Source organism: Streptomyces sporangiiformans, assembly GCF_005768555.2.
In the GTDB taxonomy this organism is placed as follows: domain Bacteria; phylum Actinomycetota; class Actinomycetes; order Streptomycetales; family Streptomycetaceae; genus Streptomyces; species Streptomyces sporangiiformans.
Map to the genome: position 1 here is coordinate 54,601 of NZ_VCHX02000352.1, position 18,838 is coordinate 73,438.

General features: G+C 72.1%; 15 protein-coding genes. 10 read left to right on the forward strand and 5 right to left on the reverse strand.

All coding sequences use genetic code 11. The annotated features are described in order from the left end of the window. The first annotated feature begins 188 nt into the window (after positions 1-188). The 9 genes from FGD71_RS46745 to FGD71_RS46785 are packed head-to-tail and all read left to right on the forward strand — an operon-like array spanning position 189 to position 11,510. On the forward strand, positions 189-1,343 hold the full coding sequence (locus FGD71_RS46745) for a glycosyltransferase family 4 protein (protein ID WP_119106729.1): 1,155 nt from the start codon (positions 189-191) through the stop codon (positions 1,341-1,343). Beyond that, positions 1,340-2,104, forward strand: a complete 765-nt coding sequence (locus FGD71_RS46750) for a class I SAM-dependent methyltransferase (RefSeq protein ID WP_119106730.1) — start codon at positions 1,340-1,342, stop codon at positions 2,102-2,104. Before FGD71_RS46745 ends, FGD71_RS46750 begins: the two co-directional genes overlap by 4 nt. After that, complete coding sequence (locus tag FGD71_RS46755) at positions 2,101-6,648, forward strand: alpha-(1->3)-arabinofuranosyltransferase (protein WP_119106731.1); 4,548 nt, start codon at positions 2,101-2,103, stop codon at positions 6,646-6,648. The genes FGD71_RS46750 and FGD71_RS46755 overlap by 4 nt, the downstream gene beginning before the upstream one ends. Next, complete coding sequence (locus FGD71_RS46760) at positions 6,645-8,027, forward strand: condensation protein (RefSeq protein WP_240437110.1); 1,383 nt, start codon at positions 6,645-6,647, stop codon at positions 8,025-8,027. The genes FGD71_RS46755 and FGD71_RS46760 overlap by 4 nt, the downstream gene beginning before the upstream one ends. Then, positions 8,024-8,764, forward strand: coding sequence for a class I SAM-dependent methyltransferase (locus tag FGD71_RS46765; RefSeq protein ID WP_119106732.1), 741 nt, complete (start codon positions 8,024-8,026; stop codon positions 8,762-8,764). Before FGD71_RS46760 ends, FGD71_RS46765 begins: the two co-directional genes overlap by 4 nt. Before the next feature lie 15 nt (positions 8,765-8,779). Next, positions 8,780-9,871, forward strand: coding sequence for a hypothetical protein (locus tag FGD71_RS46770; protein WP_240437117.1), 1,092 nt, complete (start codon positions 8,780-8,782; stop codon positions 9,869-9,871). Continuing rightward, the gene (locus tag FGD71_RS46775; RefSeq protein ID WP_119106733.1) at positions 9,861-10,112 is read left to right on the forward strand and encodes a Trm112 family protein; all 252 of its coding nucleotides are present in this window, start codon (positions 9,861-9,863) and stop codon (positions 10,110-10,112) included. Before FGD71_RS46770 ends, FGD71_RS46775 begins: the two co-directional genes overlap by 11 nt. Then, entirely contained in the window at positions 10,109-11,026 is a 918-nt protein-coding gene (locus FGD71_RS46780) for an FkbM family methyltransferase (RefSeq protein ID WP_119106734.1), read from the forward strand. The genes FGD71_RS46775 and FGD71_RS46780 overlap by 4 nt, the downstream gene beginning before the upstream one ends. Continuing rightward, positions 10,908-11,510 carry a hypothetical protein gene (locus FGD71_RS46785; protein WP_119106735.1) on the forward strand — a complete coding sequence of 201 codons (603 nt, stop codon included), beginning with the start codon at positions 10,908-10,910 and terminating at the stop codon, positions 11,508-11,510. Before FGD71_RS46780 ends, FGD71_RS46785 begins: the two co-directional genes overlap by 119 nt. Here FGD71_RS46785 and FGD71_RS46790 read toward each other — a convergent pair. Further along, positions 11,494-12,372: an ATP-grasp domain-containing protein gene (locus FGD71_RS46790; RefSeq protein ID WP_119106736.1), complete on the reverse strand. Its 879-nt coding sequence runs from the start codon at positions 12,370-12,372 to the stop codon at positions 11,494-11,496. The genes FGD71_RS46785 and FGD71_RS46790 overlap by 17 nt on opposite strands. Before the next feature lie 221 nt (positions 12,373-12,593). On the opposite strand from FGD71_RS46790, the gene FGD71_RS46795 reads away from it, so the two are divergent. After that, complete coding sequence (locus FGD71_RS46795; protein WP_119106806.1) at positions 12,594-13,670, forward strand: MerR family transcriptional regulator; 1,077 nt, start codon at positions 12,594-12,596, stop codon at positions 13,668-13,670. Here FGD71_RS46795 and FGD71_RS46800 read toward each other — a convergent pair. The 4 genes from FGD71_RS46800 to FGD71_RS46815 form a co-directional block, all read right to left on the reverse strand. Further along, positions 13,646-14,107, reverse strand: coding sequence for a response regulator transcription factor (locus tag FGD71_RS46800; protein WP_119106737.1), 462 nt, complete (start codon positions 14,105-14,107; stop codon positions 13,646-13,648). The genes FGD71_RS46795 and FGD71_RS46800 overlap by 25 nt on opposite strands. An 87-nt stretch (positions 14,108-14,194) precedes the next feature. Then, the gene (locus FGD71_RS46805; RefSeq protein ID WP_240437112.1) at positions 14,195-15,382 is read right to left on the reverse strand and encodes an acyltransferase family protein; all 1,188 of its coding nucleotides are present in this window, start codon (positions 15,380-15,382) and stop codon (positions 14,195-14,197) included. Beyond that, on the reverse strand, positions 15,379-17,466 hold the full coding sequence (locus FGD71_RS46810) for a glycosyltransferase (protein WP_420878418.1): 2,088 nt from the start codon (positions 17,464-17,466) through the stop codon (positions 15,379-15,381). Before FGD71_RS46810 ends, FGD71_RS46805 begins: the two co-directional genes overlap by 4 nt. A 615-nt stretch (positions 17,467-18,081) precedes the next feature. Further along, on the reverse strand, positions 18,082-18,804 hold the full coding sequence (locus FGD71_RS46815) for a FadR/GntR family transcriptional regulator (protein ID WP_119106740.1): 723 nt from the start codon (positions 18,802-18,804) through the stop codon (positions 18,082-18,084). Positions 18,805-18,838: the final 34 nt, after the last annotated feature.

The window sequence follows — 18,838 nt, forward strand, 5'->3', positions numbered from 1 at the left end:
CCGTCACCACCGGCGCCCACAACCCCCACAATCCGCACCGCGATCCGCACCGCCCGTACCGCGAAACCCCGCACCGCGAAACACAGCCGACCCGCACCACGAGACCCCTGCCCGATCGCAAGATCCGCACCCGTGCCGTGCCATACCCCCCACGCTGGTTCCGCACCCTGAGACGAGTTGGAGCACCCATGCCCCAGCACGTGCCTTCGTCGTTGCGCGCCGCCTTCCCCCGCTCCGCGCAGCGTCACCCGGCGCTCCCCCCACAGCCGCGCCGTATCGTCTTCCTCGCCCGTCGTGACTTCGGCAACGCGGCCGCGGGCGGCTCCGAACTGCTCGTCGACCGACTCGCCGAGGGCCTGACCCAGCTCGGCCACCAGGTCACCCTGCTGTGCGGCGGCCCCGCCGCGTACCGCGACTACCGCGTCGTGTCGGCAGGCGGCGATCTCGGCCACTATCTGCGCGTCCGCTCCACGTTCCAGCGTCAGGTCGGCGACTGCGATCTGCTGGTCGAGGTCTGCAACGGCATGCCGTACCTGGCGCCGCTGTGGCATCGCGGCCCGACGCTGTGCCTGGTCAACCATGTGCACACCGACCTGTGGCGGATGCGGTTCGGCGGACCAATGGCGCCGGCCGCCCGGCTCGGCCGAAGACTCGAACACTGGGCGCTCGCGGGCACGCCGCAGCGCCGCAACCTGCTGGTCGCCGTCTCCCCGTCCACGGCACACGCGCTGCGGGCGATCGGGGTCGAGCGCGAGCGCATCCGGGTCGTCCACAACGGCGTCGAGGAGCCTGCCCCACGGGCCGAGCGCTCGCCGGAGCCGCTGTTCGTGGCGATGGGACGGCTCGTCGAGTACAAACGGATCGATCTGCTGCTGCGGCTGTGGGAGCGGGTCCGCCCGGTCACCGGCGGCCGACTGGTGATCATCGGCGACGGCCCCGAGCGGGAGCGCCTCGAACACCTCGCGGGCCCGGGCGTCGAGTTCACGGGCCATGTCTCCGAACCCGAGAAGCACCGCCTGCTCTGCGCCGCCTGGATACTCCTGCATCCCTCGGCGGTCGAGGGCTGGGGCCTGGTGGTGACCGAGGCCGCGGCCCGCGAGACGCCCGCGATCGCCTTCGACGTACCGGGGCTGCGTGACTCCGTCGTGGACGGCGAGACCGGGCTGCTGGCCCGGGGCGAGTCGTCCTTCGCGGCGGCCTGGTGCGCCCTCGCCCTGTCCGCCGAGCGCCGCACCCTGATGGGCAAGGCGGCCCGCGAGCGTGCCGCCCAGTTCCGCTGGCACCGCACGGTCCGGCAGTTCCGCGCGGTGGCGACGGAGGCGGTGAGGAACTGGACGCCATGACCGCTCCCACCCGTACAGGCAGAGGTACGGGGACGGGTCTGAAGGACCCGTCCCTGCGTCGCTCCCTCGCCCTCTTCCGCGCCTTCCTCCATGAGCAGGACGACCCCGAGGGCTGCTACTCGCTGCTCGCGCGAGACGCCGCCGACCAGGTGGAGGCGTACGACGGGCCGGTGAAGGGCCGCGTCGTCGTGGACATCGGCGGCGGGGGCGGCTACTTCACCGACGAGTTCCGCCGGCGCGGCGCGCACGGCTACCTCTTCGAACCGGACGTACGGGAACTCGGGGACAGGCCGCCCGGGGGCGCGGTCGTCGCGGACGGATATCTGCTGCCGCTGGCGGACGGGGTCGCGGATGTCTGCTTCTCCTCCAACGTCCTGGAGCACGTGGCCGACCCGCAGACCTTCCTGAGCGAGATGGTGCGGGTCACCCGGCCCGGCGGCCTGATCTATGTGTCGTTCACCAACTGGCTGTCCCCCTGGGGCGGCCACGAATGGGCGCCCTGGCACTACTTCGGCGCCGAGCGGGCCCGCGCCCGCTACCGGCGTCGTACGGGCCGCCCGGCCAAGCACACCCTCGGCGAGAACCTCTTCGCCGTGCACATCGGACCCACTCTGCGGCAGGTGCGCGCCCGGGACGACGTCACGGTCGTCTCGGCGCGCTCCCGCTACTGGCCGTTCCTCGCCCAGGCCGTCGCGAAGGCACCGGTACTGCGCGAGTTCGCCACCTGGAATCTCCTCCTCATCCTCCGGCGGTGTCCATGACCAGCACGGTCCAGGCCCCTCCCCCGGCACCGACCCGTCCCCTCGCCACCGTGCCCGGCCCCGCCCAGGGGCCGAGGTCGCGGCGGTGGCTGCTGGGGTTCTGGGCCGTGGTGTTCGTGCTCTTCCTGGCCGTGGACCCGGGCCGCATGACGTTCGAGACGAAGCTCGGTGTCGCGCTCGACCCTTGGCAGTTCATGTCCGACCTCGGCCAGTTGTGGCACGACCGGGGCGGCTTCGGCGGCATCGCCGACCAGTACGTCGGCTACGCCTTCCCGATGCTGCCGTTCTACGGCCTGTGCGATCTGCTGGGCATCCCGGTCTGGCTGGCCGAGCGGCTGTGGCTGTCCCTCGTCGTGACGACCGCCTTCTGGGGCGCGCTGCGGCTGGCGGAGCGCCTCGGCATCGGCAGCAACGCCTCGCGGCTGCTCGGCGCGGTGACGTACGCGCTGTGGCCGGTGTTCACGATCGTCGTCGGCTCGACCTCCGCGGCAGCGCTCCCCGGCGCGCTCCTGCCGTGGGTGCTGCTGCCGCTGACCAACGAGCGCTACAGCGCCCGGGTGGCCGCCCTGCGCTCGGCGCTGCTCATCCCCTTCATGGGCGGCGTGAACGCCGCCGCGACGCTCGCTTCTCTGCTGCCCGTCGGCCTCTATCTCCTCTCCCGCCCCCGCGGCCCCCGGCAGCGCAAGCTGATCACCTGGTGGGTGCCGGGCGTGATCCTGGCGACGGCCTGGTGGGTGGTCCCGCTGCTGCTGCTCGGGATCTACGGCGAGAACTTCCTTCCGTACGTGGAGAGTTCGCAGACCACCACGGCCACCATGTCGGCGACGGAGACCCTGCGCGGCGCCGGTAACTGGGTGGCGTATCTGCACTTCGGCGAGTCCTGGCTGCCCGCGGGCTGGACCGTCGCGACGTCGGTCGTCGTGATCGTCTGCTCGGCTCTCGCGGCGGGCCTGGGGCTCGCCGGGCTCGCCCGCCGGGACCTGCCCGAGCGGCGCTGGCTGGTGCTGACCGTGCTGTCGGTCGCGCTCATCACCCTGGCCGGGTACGGCGGTTCGTTCGGCGCGCCCTTCCACGGGGTGGTGCAGGACTGGCTGGACGGCGCCATCGTCCCCTTCCGCAACATCTACAAGTTCCAGACCGGTATGGCCCTCGCGCTCGTCTTCGGGCTGATGCATCTGGTCGGTGTCGCCTCCGAGACACGGGGCGCCCGTCCCGTGCGCGGGCGCCGCCTGGCCCCGCTGATCGCGGCGGTTCTCGTACTCCCCGGCCTCGCCCTGCCCTACCTCAACGGGTCGATCCTGCAACCGGGTTCGTTCCAGGAGCTCCCCAAGTACTGGAAGTCCACGGCGAACTGGCTCCAGGAGCGCTCCCCCGACTCCCGCGCCCTGGTCGTGCCCGCCACCGCGCACGGCATCTACACCTGGGGCTCCCCCATCGACCAGCCCCTCGATGTCCTCGCCGAGTCCCGCTGGGCCCAGCGGGACTACGTGCCGTTCGGCACCGCGGGCAACCGGCGCGCCATGGACGCGGTCGAGCAGGCGCTGATGACGGGCGGCGAAGTCCCGGGCCTGGCCGACTACTTGAGCCGGGCCGGGCTCTACTACGTCGTCGTACGCAACGATCTCGACCCCGACCAGATGGGCTACGTACCGACCACGACCGTGAAGCGCACCCTGGAGGAGTCGGGCTACCGGCGGGTGACCGGGTTCGGGCCGGAGATGACCGGCGGGCGGATCCCGGACGACACCCCGCTGCAGATCGAGGGGCTGTATCCGCGGCAGCGCGCCGTCGAGATCTACGAGCCGGCGAGCGGGGAGGTGCCGCGGCCCGGGCAGGCCGGGCTGAAGCAGGTCGCCGACACGGCCGTCGTCTCCGGCGGCCCCGAGGCGCTGCTGCCGCTGTCCGCCGATCCGGCGATGCGGGACCGGGCCGCCGTGCTGACCGGCGACAACCATCCCGGGCTCGGCTCCCCCGCACTGCAGGTGGTGGGCGACGGACTGCGGCGCGCCGACACGCGGTTCGGGCTGGTCAACGCCAACACCTCGTACCCGTACACCCGTGACGAGCGCAATCACTCCGACAGCTACCAGGACGCCGGCGAGAAGCCGCACCAGATCCTGCCGACGAAGGGCATCGAGCATCAGACGGTCGCCGAGCTGCGCGGTGCCCGCTCGGTGACCGCGTCGTCGAGCGGCAACTGGCTGTTCTATCTGCCGCAGTACGACCCCGTGAACGCCTTCGACGGCAATCCCGACACCGCGTGGGCCGAGGGCGCGGCGGGCTCGGCGGACGGGCAGTGGCTGCGCGTCGGATTCACGGACGAGACGGAGATCCCCTCGTCGATCCGGGTCACGCCGCTGCCTCAGGACAGTGTGCGGTCGGCGCCCACGCGGGTGCGTGTGGAGACCGAACGCGGCTCCGCCACTAGCTATCTCCAGTCGAACGGCATGCGGCAGCGGATCAAGGCCCCGGCCGGGGGGACGAACTGGCTGCGGATCACGATCCTGGACTCGGTGGCCCGCCACTCCGGCCTGTCCGGCGCGGGCTTCTCTGAGATCACCATCCCGGACGTCCAGGTGACCCGCATGCTGCGGCTCCCGACGGACGCCGAGCGCACGGACGCCGCCGCCGAGGTCGTGTCGCTGCACCGGGCGTCCGACCCGGGCGGGCTCTCCCCGACGGGCACGGAGGCGGGACTGCACCGCCGCTGGACCTCCGACGCGGCGGGCACGTACCAGGTGAAGGCGAGCGCGGTCCCGATCCCGAGCGACGAACTCGACGAGTTGCTGTACAAAGTCGCGCCCGACCAGCGCAGCCGCATCACCGCGACCGCCGACTCGACCGCCCGCCTCGGCACGGGCCTGTCGCCGCGCAACCTCACCGACGGCGATCTGACCACCGCCTGGATCGCCGGGGACAATCCCACGATCCAGCTGCGCTGGCCGGGCGAACAGCCCGTCGGCGAGGTCGTCCTCGCGCCCGCGGGCGGTCTGTCCACCCGGCCCACCAAGGTGAACATCAGCTCGCCGGACGGCGCGGCGATCGCCGGCGTCGACGAGAACGGCGTCGTCCGCTTCCCCCCGATCACCACGGACCGCCTCGACATCACGGTCACCGAGACCGCGCCGATGACCGTCTACAACCCGGTCGTCGACGACGAACTGCAACTGCCGGTCGGCCTGACCGAGGCGTACATCCCGGCGCTCGACCAGTACCGCACCCCGCAGCCCCGGGCCTCCCGGCCCTTCGCGCTGCCGTGCGGACAGGGTCCGACACTCGCCGTCGACAGCGAGCTGTACCAGACGAGCGCGAAGGGAACCGTACGGGATCTCGTGGAGCGGCGGCCCATCGAGCTGACGCTCTGCCAGGCGGTGCGGGCGAACGAGTGGCGGGCGGACGCCTCGTTGTCCCTGGGCTCGGGCGAGCACCGGGTCGAGGCGGGCGACGCGGGGCCGCTGGCGGTGACGGATGTGACGCTGACCCGCGGCACGGTCACGGCCCCCGCCACCGCCCAGCGTGACCTGCGAATACGGGACTGGCTCGGCGACCGCCGCGAGGTGACCGTCGGCTCGGGCGCCGCCTCCTATCTGACGACGTACGAGAACTTCAACGACGGCTGGAAGGCCACGCTGAACGGCAAGGAGCTGAACCCCGTACGGCTCGACGGCTGGCAGCAGGGCTGGCGGATCCCCAAAGGCGCGGGCGGCGCGGTGAAGCTCTCGTACGAGCCGTCCGTGGTGTACGAGGCCGGGCTGATCGCGGGCGGGGTCGGGGTGCTCGCGCTCGTGGGCCTCGTCCTCTACCGGCGCCGCTCACCCAACCCCGACGAGCCTCCGCCGGTGCCGCCCGCTCCGGGCCCGGTGCTGGGCGTGGTGGTGCTCACGTTGGTGGGCGTGGTGATCGCCGGGTTCTTCGCGCTGCTGGTGCCGGTGCTGGCGCTCCTCGCGGGGCGGCGGCACGCGCTCCTGGTGCCGATCGCGTTCCTCGCCCTCGCGGGCTCCGGGATCGCCGCCGCCACCGGGGCGGGGACACCGGTCGCGCAGGACGCGGGGGCGTTCGGGCCCACGGCCCAACTGCTGGCGCTGATCGGGCTGTTCGCGGGGCTGGTGTCCGTACGGGAGGCGGCGACCGAGCCTCGTGGGGCGGCGCCTCACGGATCTCCTGGCCCGCCACCCCGGCCGCTCGGCGGTGTGCCGCCCGTACCGCCGCCGGCGCCGCAGCCGTCCGGTTCCCAGGCTCCCACGGAGCCGCTGCCGCAGCGGGTGCGCGGGGAGACCTACGGGCCGCCGACGCCCGGAGTGCACGAGTCCGGGCCCACCGTCTCCGCACGGGGCCCCGCGTCCGCCCAGCGGGAACCCGATCCGCCCACGGTCCGCTTCCCCGTCCGGAAACCGAAGTTCAAGGCGACTCGGCCCGAAGAGCCGGACCCGAAGGAAGAGAAGGAAGAGAAGAAAGAAAGGGAAGAGAAGGCCGCGAGGGACGCGAGGGACGCGGAGGAAGAGCCGCAAGACCGGAAAGAGACGGGGGAAGGCGGAAGCACATGACCACCCTGGACCACCCGGCGCGCGACGGCACGGACGGCCCCGTGCGCCCGCCGCACCGGATCCCGTTCCCCGTCGTGGACGAGGTCGCCCGGCACTGCCTCCAGGAGGAGGAGCCGGAGACCGTCCACATCGAGGTCCACCTGCCGGGCCACCTCGACCCGACCCGCCTGAGGACGGCCTTCACCGAAGCCCTGCACCGCCATCCCCGCATCCTGATGCGCGAGGCCGCGGGCCCCTGGTACCGCCGCCGCTACGAATGGGAGCTCACGCCCGACCCCGATGTGGACGTGGTCGCGTTCCCGCCCCCGGACCGGGACGCGCTCAAGCACGCCCGCGACCGGGCCCTGTCCGACGCCCCGCCGCTGTCGGCCTCACCTCCGATCCGCCTGGAGGTCGTACGCGACCCGGAGGACGACGGCAGCGTTCTCTTCGTCACCATCAACCACACCGCCCTGGACGGCCCCGCCTGCCTGAGGGTGCTCGCCACGGCGGCCGAACTGTACGGCGGCGAGGACAACGCCCCGGCCGCACCCCCGACCCGTACGACCGGCGCCGCGCCCGAGCAGACCGAGACCCCCTCCACCCTGGCCCCGCCCGCCCGAGTCGCCCACGGCAGCCCCGAGCCCTCCCCCGGCAACGGCATGCTCGTGGCCGAGCTGAGCGTCCCGCACCGGCCCAAGGGGGCGCCGTACACGGTGAACGACCAGCTCATGGCGGCCACGGCGCTGATGATCGCCCACTGGAACAGGGAACACGGCGCCCGCCCACGCCCACTGCGCATCACCATGCCGGTGGACGACCGGCCGCGCGGCACGGACATGCCCATCGGCAACGGCACCCGACTCGTCGAAGTCCCCTTCGCTCCCGAGGAGCTGGACGCCTCCGACCTGGCCGGCCTGCTGCGCCGCACAGCCGACCGCACTCGCGCGCTCAAGGCCCTGCCCAGGCCCCAACTCGGTCACGGCGCCGCCCTGTTGACAGCTCCGGTGGTTCCCGTGTCCTGGCGGGCCGCACTCACCAGAGGCCTGCGCAGGGCGGCCGCGCCCTGGACGTCCACCACCCTGCTGAGCAACATCGGCCGCATCCCGTACCCCCTCGACTTCGGCGAGGGAGCGGGCCGCGCGCACGCGGTGTGGTTCTCGGCGCCGGCCCGTATGCCCCGCGGCCTGACGGTCACGACGGCCTCCACCGCCGGCCGCCTGCATGTGGCGCTCCGCTGGTCCCGCACCCTCCTCAGCCACGGTGACGGCTCCCATCTCCGCGACCTGTTCGAGCACTACCTGCACGAGACGGAACACGCGACGCAACACGCGCCGGAGAGCTCGAAGGAGAGCTCGAAGGAGAACGCCGGGGAAAACCCGAAGGGGAGCACCCCATGACCACGGCTCCGCCCCGCCGGCGCCCGCGCGGACTGCGGGACTTCTACGAGGACCCGGACGTCACCGTCGCCTCGGGCACTCCCCGCAGCCTCCGCCAGGCCCGGATGCTCGCCGCCGCCCTCGGGCCGGCCGGCAAGGAGGCACAGACGGTCATCGACATCGGTTGCGGCGACGGCAGCGCGGCCGCGACCGCCGCCCCGCTCCTCGCCGGCCACCGCATCGTGGGCGTCGACTGGTCCCAGGACGCCCTCCGGCGCGCGCACGCCCACCTGCCGTACGCGGTGCGCGGCGAACTCACCGACGGCGGGCTGCCGTTCCGGTCCGGCTCCGCCGACGCCGTCCTGTTCAGCGAGGTCGTCGAGCACCTCGTGGACCCCGACGCGGCCCTCGACGAGATCCACCGGATCCTGCGCCCCGGAGGTCATCTCATGCTCTCCACACCGAACCTGGCCGCCTGGTACAACCGGGCGCTGCTCCTCGCGGGCGTCCAGCCCGTCTTCTCCGAAGTGAGCCTGCGCGCCATCCACGGCCGTCCGGGCCAGGAGGTCGTGGGCCATCTGCGGCTCTACACGGCCCGAGCGCTACGGGAGTTCGTGACCGCTTCGGGCTTCGAGGTCGTACGGCTGCGGGGCGCGCCCTTCCACGGCGTACCGCGCCCGCTGCGCCCCCTGGACCGACTGGCCTGCCGCATCCCCTCCACGGCCTCGATCCTGCTCCTGCACGCACGGAGGACGTAGACCATGTGGTGGGGAGTGGCCGCGGCCCTGCTGGCGAACGTTCTGAACAGCGCCGGATTCGTCCTGGAGAAACGGGCGCTCGCGGCCATGCCCGCGGTGAGCGTCCGGGAACCGTGGCGACTGCTGCGGCTCGTCCTCGGCAGCCCGCTGTGGATCGGCGGCTCCCTCTCCCTGGCGGCCGGCTTCGGCGCGCAGCTCGCCGTCTACCGCACCCTCCCGATCGCCGCCGCCCAGGGCCTCTTCGTCTCCGGCCTGGTGCTGCTGGTTCTGCTCTCCTCGGTGCTGCTCGGCGAGGAGACCTCCGGCCGCGAGCGGTACGCGCTCGGCGCGATCCTCGCCGCGCTGCTGATGGTGGTGCTGTCGCTGAACGAACGTTCCGACACGGTCAGCCACAGCGCGCCCCTCCCCCTGATCCTGCTCGTCTGCCTGCCGTCCCTCGCGCTGGGCATCTGGCTGTACGGCTCCGCCGAGCACCGCGCCCGCCGCCGGCACCGCCTGCCGACCACCGGCGTCGAATACGGCGTGGCGGTGGGCCTGCTGTACGGCGTGAGTTCGCTGGCCATCAAGGGCGTGTCGAGCCATCTGACGACAACTGACTTCGGCGGGGCGGTACTTGACGTACTGCGTTCCCCGTATCCCTATCTCCTGCTCTTCACCGGCGCGTTCGGCCTGGTCATGTCGCAGGCGGCGCTGCAACGCAGCCGGGCCTCGCTGATCGTGCCGGTCTGCACGACGGTGACCTGCCTGTTCACGGCGGTACTCGGCACGCTCGCGTTCGGCGAGGCGCTCCCCGAGGATCCGGTACGGCTCGCGCTGCGCCTGGGCGGTACGGCGCTGGCGGTCTCGGTGCTCCTCGCGATGCCGAAGCACGATCCGCCGAAGCCGGAGCCGTCGCAGTCCGAGCCGCCGCCGGAGCTCGAACCTCCTTCCGCGCCGTCGCCGGAGCCTCAGCCTCCTTCGGACCCGGACCCGGACCCGGACCCGGACCCGAAGCCGGAGCCGGAACTTCCTTCGGAGCGGGAGCCGGAGCCGGAGCCGGAGCACGATCCGCAATCGGAGTCACCACGCCCCACCCCCACACCGGAGTTGACCGCGAATGAACCCTGACGACCCGCTCCTGAAGATCCTGGCGTGCCCGCTGGACAAGGGGCCGCTGCACCTTCTCGCACCCGAGGCGCCCGACGTCGCGGGCGCGGGCACGGGCACGGCGGAGGCCGCCCTCTACAACCCGCGCCTGCACCGCCGTTACCCGATCGTCGACGGCATCCCCCAGCTCCTCCCGTCCTCCGGAGAGCAGGTGACGGAAGACGAACACGAAGAGCTTCTCAAACGGATGAGGACCCCATGACCCTGGCGGCCCGTCTCGCTCCCTTCGTCCCCGTACGCCTCGTCGCCGCGGCCGCCCGGCTCGTCTACCCGCGCTTCGAACCCGAGCTGGCCCGGCTGCCCGAACTCTGCCCGCCGGACTGCGGCACGGCCGTGGACGTCGGCGGCTGGTACGGCCCCTGGACCCGCCGGCTGTCGGACCGGGCCCGGCACGTGGTGACCGTCGAGCCGGTGCCGCACCTGGCCCGCCTGCTGACCGAGGCCACGCCCGGCAACGTCCGGGTGGTCCGGGCCGCCGCCAGCGACCGCCCGGGTACGGCCCGCCTCTGGCTGCCGCCCGGCGACCAGGGCGACCGCGGCGTCTCCTCGCTCGTCCGCCGTGACATCCATGCCCGCGCCCTGGACGTCCCCTGCGTCACCCTCGACGGCCTGAACCTCCACGACGTCGGCTTCATCAAGATCGACGTCGACGGCAACGAGCTCGCGGTCCTGTGCGGTGCGACCACCCTCCTGACGCGCGACCGCCCGGCCCTGTTCATCGAGCTGGAGGCCCGCATCCAGCCGATCACCCCGGTCGTCTCCCACCTCGCCCAGTACGGATACGAGGGCTGGGTGCTGCCCGGCGACACCTGGCTCCCGCTGTCCTCCTTCGACCTGGAGGCCCACCAGGCGCATGCCTCGCACGTCGTCTCCCAGGGCCTGCTCCGCCGGGTGCTGCCCTTCCGCGGCCCCCGGTATGTCAGGTACGTGAACTCCGTCCTGTTCCTGCCGGACGGCCGCCACCCGGGAGAACCGCACGTACGCGACGATGGGACCCATGCCAGCCGCCCAGCGCCCCACCAGCCGCAGCCCCTTCACCCCGCTCGACTTCCAGCTCGTCCTGCTGCGCCGTATGGCCGATCACAACCCGGACCTGGTCGAGGACGCCCGTCATGAGCTGGGCGTCTCGACGGCCGACATGCGCGAGGCGAACAAGAGGTGGCAGGCGATGGCCCGCTCCCCCCGCTCCCGCCCACCCGCGTCGCGCTACCGCTCGGTCCTCGGCACACCCGAGTCGGTCGCCGCGCGGAAGATCGGCGACCTGGACTGCGAGGCCCTGATCTGGCCGGTCCCCCTCTGGCCCGACCTCCGCTTCGAGGTGCTCCTCGCCCCGAACGGCGCGGTCTGGAACGAGTGGCTGGTACGGGCGCCGGGTGCGGCGGCACCCGATCTGCGCACGGTCGACGACCTGCTCCCCTGGTCCTGCACGGTCGACGAGGCGGCCCGCGCCTTCGCTCCCGCCCGGCCTCTGGAGGGCACGGCTCCCACGCGCTGGGGCCTGGCCTTCATGGCGCCCGACGCGGAGGGCGTACGGCACGAGTGCGTGGCGGAGTTCACGTGGGGACTGCTGCAGCGGGTGGCCGTTACCGGGCGGCCTTGAGGATCGCCTCCGCGATCACCGGCACCGAGTCCGTGTGGAGCGAGAGGAAGAGGTTCGGCTCGACGAGCTCCAGTTCCATGACCCGCGGCGCGCCGTCGTCGCCGTCCACCAGGTCGACGCGGGCGTAGAGGAGCTCGGGATCACCGGGCACGGCGTCCAACGCCCGTTCAGCGACGGCGAGTTCGGCGGCGGTCGGCTCCCAGGGCCTCAACCGCGGGTGGGGAACCTTGTCCGCGTCGTACGGAGTTCCGGCCTCCAGCACGGCCCCCTTCCGTATCGCGTGCAGGAACCGCCCGCCGAAGAACTGCAGCGCCCGCTCGCCCGCCGTGTCGATGCTGCGCACATACGGCTGCACGATCGCGGTCAGCCCCTCCGCGTGCATCCGTGCGAGATGGCGTACGGCCGTCTCGCGCTCCCCGGGCGCGTACCGGGCGGCGTACCGGGCGCCTGCCCCCGACGTGGGCTTGATGACGTACTCCTGCTCCTCGGGCAGGTCGGCCGGATCCCCCGGAGCGAGATAGCGCGTGTCGACGACCGGCACCCCGGCCGCCCCCAGCTCCCCCAGGTACCGCTTGTCGGCGTTCCAGCGCACGACCTCCGGCGGGTTCGCCAGCGTCGTCGCCGCCCCGCACCGTTCGGCCCACGCCAGGAACTCGGCGGCCCGCCAGCTGTAGTCCCAGGTGGACCGGATGACGGCGAGATCGAAGCGGTCCCACTCGACCTCCGGGTCGTCCCAGCACGCGATGACGGCTTCCGCCCCGGCCTGCCGCACCGCGTCGGCGAGCCCCGGCAGGTCACGGTCGTATCCGGTCTCCTGCACCTCTCGGCAGGTGACGAGCGCGATACGGGTACTGCGTGCCACGGGGGACTCCTCATGCGTATGTCGACGGGCGGCGGTCCGGTCGTTCCCGGCGATCCGGCTCGCAGGCTAACAAGCGGCAGGGAACCGGAGCTCATGGATTGACCTTCACCTTCGGGGAGGCCGCAGCATCGGTGGCAGGACGAGGAACGAGCGACTCGCGAGGTGGGCGCATGGAGCGCACGGAGGCCATGGAGAGCATGGAGCGCACGGAGCGCACGAACATGCTGACGATCGGGGCGTTCGCGAAGGCGTGCCGGCTGTCGCCGAAGGCGCTTCGGCTGTACGACGAGCTGGAGTTGCTGCGCCCCGCGCGGGTGGACCCGGACACCGGGTACCGCTACTACGCGCCCGAACAGCTGGAGCAGGCGCGCCTGGTGGCGTGGCTGCGGCGGCTCGGGATGCCGCTGGCCCGGATACGGCAGGTCTGCGCCCTGGACCCGTCGGCAGCGGCGGGGGAGATCCGCGCGTACTGGGCGCGGGTCGAGGCCGAGACCGCGACCCGCCGTGACCTGGCGGCCTTCCTCGTCGACCACCTCTCACACGTGACGAGGCATGTCCCACGAAAGGACACCACCATGCTGGAACTCCGCTACTGCGCACTCTCCGACATCGGTCTGGTCCGCCCCGCCAACCAGGACACCGCCCACGCGGGCGCCCGCGTCCTGGCCGTCGCGGACGGATTCGGAGCGGCGGGAGCCCCGGCCAGTACGGCGGCCGTGGAGGCCCTCAAGTTCCTGGACACCGAGCCGCTTGTGGCGGGCAGCGTCCTCAATCTCCTGGAGGACGCGGTCCAGGGTGCCACGCGGGCGGTCCAGGGCGTCACCCAGAGCCAGGACGCCGGCACCACGCTCACCGCCATGCTCTGGACCGGCTCCCAACTGGCCCTGGTCCACATCGGCGACAGCCGCGCCTACCTCCTGCGCGCCGGCGAACTCTTCCAGATCACCCACGACCACACGATGGTCCAGTCAATGCTGGACGAGGGCCGCCTCACCCCCGAGGAGGCGAAGGCCCATCCCCAACGCGCGCTGCTGCTGAAGGCGCTGACGGGCGGCAGCCCGGTTCCCGTCCCCGACCTGCGTCTGCACGACGCCCTTCCGGGAGACCGCTACCTGCTCTGCTCCGACGGCCTGTCCGCAGTCGTCCCCACCGCGGAGATCCAGCACATTCTGACCACGACTCCCGCCCCGGACCAGGCGGTTCAAGCCCTCACCGGCGCGGCGAACGACTCCGGCGGCCCGGACAACGTGAGCTGCGTGGTCGCGGACGTCGATCATTCGGCCACGCTGTCCAGGTAGCTGAGGACCGCCAGGACCCGGCGGTGCCCGCCGTCGGCGACCGGCAGCCCCAGCTTCGCGAAGATGTTGCCGATGTGCTTCTGCACCGCGTTGTCCGTGATGAACAGCCGTTTGCCGATCTCCGCGTTGCCGAGCCCCTGCGCCATCAGGCCGAGCACCTCGCGCTCCCGCGGAGTCAGCGCGTCGACGGCGTCCCCGCCCGGCCCCGTCAGCAACTGCGTGATCACATCGGGGTCCATCGCCGTTCCGCCCGCCGCCACCCGCCGCAGCGCGTCCACGAACTCGCCGACCCGGCTCACTCGGTCCTTGAGCAGATAGCCCACGCTTCCGGATCCGTCGGCCAACAACTCCCGGGCGTACACCTTCTCCACGTACTGCGACAGCACCAGTACGGGCAGGCCGGGGCGCTCCCGGCGGAGCTCAAGCACCACGTTCATGGACGCGACGGCTCTCAGCGCAGCCTGCTGAACCAGCGGACGATGGCCGTCGGTGCGCACAGGACACCGCCGACTGTGCGCGAGCAGTCAGCGAGCCGGTTCCGGCGACGGAGTCCGCGACGGCTTGGAGTAGAACTCCCGTGACCGCCCCGCCCCGTCCTTCGCCCTGACCAGCAGGCTCCCGGGATATTCGATGAGCCAGTAGCTCAGCACCGCCGTCGGCAGGGCCACCGCGAGGACGATCAGTACGGCGAAGGGGAAGCCCGACGGGCCGGACGGCAGCAAGCCCGTCTTGTCGAGTTGGAGCATGACGGGCTCGTGCACGATGTACAGACTGTAACTGACCAGGCCGATGGTGGTGACCCAGCGGGCCCTCAACAGGGCGTGGCCGCTCACCGGTTGGCGTACATGGAGCGTGGCGAACAGGAGCACGGACCAGAGCAGAGCCGCCAAGGGGTGGTAGTAGGTGTGGGCGAAGTTCTCCGGGGCGGAGAGGTACGACAGGGCGTACAGACCCGTCAGGGACAGCGCCGACAGCAGGGCCACCGAGCGGCCGCCGATCCGGCCCCGTTCACCCAGGGCGACCAGCAGGACCGCCAGCGCCATCCCCGCCGCGAAGCCGCCGAAGCGGGCCTGGGGGCCGAAGTAGACGGGCCAGTTGGTGTGGGGGATGCCCAGGACGTAGTGCGCGAAGGTGATCCAGGCGACCGGGGCCGCGTACAGGAGGAGGCAGCCGGAGGCGCAGAGTGCCACCCTGGCGCGGCGCGTGGGCAGTTTGCGGCAGGCGCGTATCGCCAGCGGGCCGAGCGCGACCAGGGTGAAGTAGAAGGCGATCTCCAGGGACAGGGACCAGCTCGGGCCCAGCGTGTAGAAGATCCGCTCACGGTCGAAGACGTGCGTGAACGTGAGGTGTTCCACCAGGTCCCGCCAGTCTCCGGGGAGCGTGGGATTGCGGCTCGCCCAGACGACCAGGACCGCCAGGAAGTACAGCGGCAGGATGCGTACGGCCCGGCGGAAGAGGAACACCCGGGCCGGCCGCGTCGAGCCGTCGTCGAGGGCGGCGCGGGCGTACGAGAGGGTCAGCAGGTACGCCGACATCACGAAGAAGAGGTCGATGACCTCCAGGGAGATCAGCGCTCCCACCCATGGGTTCTCCACCGGCGGGTGGGAGCCCTCGGCGTCGTACGTGTAGTACTGCTGCCAGATGTGGAAGACGACCGTGCTGAGCGCGGCGAGGCCGCGGAAGCCCTGGAGTTCGAGGGTGGAGCGCTTCACGCCTCGGACACCTCCGCCCGCGGGGTGACCCGCCAACGGCGGTCCCCCATCGCCTCCTTGAGGTGCGACTGCCGCGCCACGACGTTCTTGAAATGGGTGTAGAAGACGGTGGAGACGAGGAGATAGCGCCAGAACCAGGCCTTGCGGCGCCGCAGTTCCGGTACCGCGAGCCGCCATGCGAACGCCGCCTGCACCACGCCGGCGGACAGGGTCACCGCCACCGCGAGGAGGCACGCGGGCACCGCCCAGTCGAGCCGGTCCGCGCCGCCCGCGCGCCAGGCCGCGTGCAGCAGCACGGGCAGGATCTGCAGCGACAGCCACGGCTGGACCTCCCGCCAGCCGAGCAGCACGAACAGCCCGGCCTTCTGGCGGCGGTTGAAGACCGGTGACCGCAGTCCGCGCCACAGGTGCCGCAGCGAAACCTGCAGCCAGCCCTGCGCCCAGCGCGAGCGCTGGTTCCACAGGGGCTTCAGCATCGTGGGCGCCAGTTCGCGCGAGACGAGGGTGCGGTCCATGGCGATCCGTGCGCCCTCGTGCAGCGCGCGCATCGTGGAGTCGATGTCCTCGGTGAGCATCGAGCCGTGCATCCGGGTCCGGGCGAGGAGATCCGTACGCCAGAAGCCGTTGGACCCGCCGAACACCCCGAAGCCGTACATCCGTGTCCGGCCGGGGTGGCTGACCGCGTAGATCGCCTCGAACTCGACGCCGACCGTCTCGGCGACCCACGAGCTCTCGCCGTTACGGACGACGCAGTGGCCCTGTACGACGTCGTAGCCGTGGGACAGCCAGTCCCAGGCGTGCCGGAAGGCGTCCGGGTCGGGGTGGTGGTCGGCGTCGAAGATGCCGACGAACTCGCCGGCTACACGCGTAGCGGCTGCGTTGAGGTTCTGCGCTTTCGACGTGCTGCCCGCGACGGGGAGCAGTACCAGCCGCGGGTCGCGGCGCGCGATCTCGCGCAGGGTGTCCTCGACGGGCAGGGAGTGCGGGGTGTTGTACGCGAGGACGATCTCGAGCTTGTTCGGATAGTCGAGGCGCAGGAACGACTCGACGGTGTCGACGATCGTGGCCGCCTCGTTCGGCAGGTACGCGGCGATGACGGCGCTGGCGGGCGGGTACGGCTGCGCGGCCCGCGCGGGGCGGGGCTCGGCGTCGAGCGAGTAGAGGCACTCGAGGACGATGAGCAGCGCCGACGCGACGAGTCCGGCGACCACCACCCAGTACGCGGCGGACGCGAGGTCCCAGCCGATCGCGTACGCCTGCTGGTAGATCAGGAAGGGCAGCCCGATGCCGAGCAGCAGGCTGAGCACCGGGGACAGGAGCGGCACCAGTGAGGTGCGGGCACGCCGGGTGGGGGTGCTGGCCCGCATCCATGGTTCGTACCGGACCGGGCGCAGATCTCTGTGGCGTACGGCCTCCGCGGCGGCGTCGCGGGCTTCCTGTAGCGGGCGGCTGCGGCCGGCGTCGTCGGTGCGGCCGGCGTCGTCGGTGCGGCCGGTGTCGTCGTGGCCGGTGTCGTCGGTGCGGTCGATGTGGCGGGTGTGGTCGGTGAGCGGGGTCCAGCCGACGGCCGGAGTGAGCCGTACGTTCTCGTCCGCGACGACGAACCGGGTGCCCGCGACGGTGGTCGCGAACACCTGGAGCGCGTTGCGGGCCTCCTCCTCGTCGACGCCGGGCATCAGCATGAGCAGATGTCCGTCGTCGTCCCAGCCGAGCCGGTCGCAACCGCTGCCGAGCCGCTCGGCGACCTGGGCGAGCCGTTCGGCGACCTCACGCCGGACGCGCGAGCCGAGGCGGGCCTCCAACGCTGCGGTCTCGGCGACGCCGACCACGGCGAGCACGCCACCGTTGCGGGCGGCCGCGGGACGTCCCAGCTCGCGTTCGAGCTCGTCCATGAAGTGCGGGCCGGAGTAGAGGCCGGTGCGCGGGTCGAGGAGCAACTGCTCGACGGGGACGGGCACTCGGTGCAACTTGGCCGCGATGCGCGCGTCGAGCTCGTCCGGGTCGGGTGTCTCCGGTAAGCAGTCGTCGGCGCCGTCCCGTAACAGCTCGGCCACGGCCTTCGGCCGGCCGTCCGCGGTGACCATGAGGAGGGGGAGGGCCTGGCCGGCGGGGTCGGCACGCACCTCCCGTATGACGTCGAGGCCTTCGTCGAGCGCGACGATCACGTCGGGCCGGCTCTGCCGCGTCTGCCGGACGACCTCGCCCGGCACCGCGTGACTGACCTCGTAGCCCGCCGACACGAGCGTACGGCCCAGCTGTTCACGCTTCGTTCCCGGCGTGCCGACGGCCAGGACGTGGCGGGGGGCCGGTTGGGTATCTCGGCGCACGCGGGCGTGAGCGTCCTGGGGCACGCGGGCGTGCCCAAGCTGATCAAGCATCTGTGTGGTCCCATCCTGTTCGGATCGTGGGGGAGGACCTTGATTTACGTGAGAGCTCAACTGCCTTGTGTTTGTGGGCAATTGACGATCAACAAACAGCCTTGGCGATCACTGTGTCAGTGAGCCGTCAGAGGCGTAACACTCTCTTTGCGGTCTTATGCCGACGCTGCGAAGGCGGCCCGCCGTCGGGCTGGGTGCCCCCTCGACTCGCGGACGTGGGCATGCGCCTCTGGGGTCTCTGGCGGGGTGCTCGGCGGGGTGTTCGGCTGAGAGGATGACACATCTACGAGATCTGTCATCCGCGTCGGCGACACTCCCCCGTCAGAGCCGCTGTTCGTCCTTCTCTTCCGGGTCCCAGTCCAGCAGCCGTACCTTCGCCACCGTCTCTACGTGCCGGCGCATGGCGGCCGCCGCCCGGCCTGGCTGCTGGGCGACGATCGCGTTGAAGATCGCGCGGTGCTGGGTCAGGGAGCGGGTGGGGCGGCTCGGCTGGCGCAGGGACTCGTGGCGGCTCTCGGTGATCTGGTCGGCGATGGAACGCATGAACTCGGCGAGGATGCCGCTGTGGGCCGCCGCCGTGACCGCGGCGTGGAAGAGGCGGTCGCCCTCCACGCCGTGTTCGCCCGCCGCGATCTCGGCCTGCATGCGCGCGAGGGCGGAGTCCATGGCGGCGATGTCCTCGTCGGTGCGGCGCTCGGCGGCCAGTTCGGCGAGCTTGGTCTCCAGGGCCTCGCGAGCGTCGAGTACGTCGGGGAGCCTGCGGCGGCGTTCGACCAGTTGCTCCACCGGTTCGACGTCGAGGGTGTCGCGGACCAGGTAGGTACCGCCGCCGTGGCGGGCCTCGACCAGCCCCTGGACCTCCAGGACGACGATGGCCTGTTTCACGGAGGCGCGGCTGACGCCGAGTCGGGCCGCCAGGTCGCGCTCGGGCGGGAGGCGGTCGCCGGCGCCCAGGCCGCCCTCGGCGACATAGCGGCGCAGGCGGTCGAGGACCTGCTCGTACAGGCGCGGCTTGGCCGCCATCGGGCGCAGTGCGTCACTCATGCCCCGGTCCCCTTTATCCACTCTTGCGCGCTGT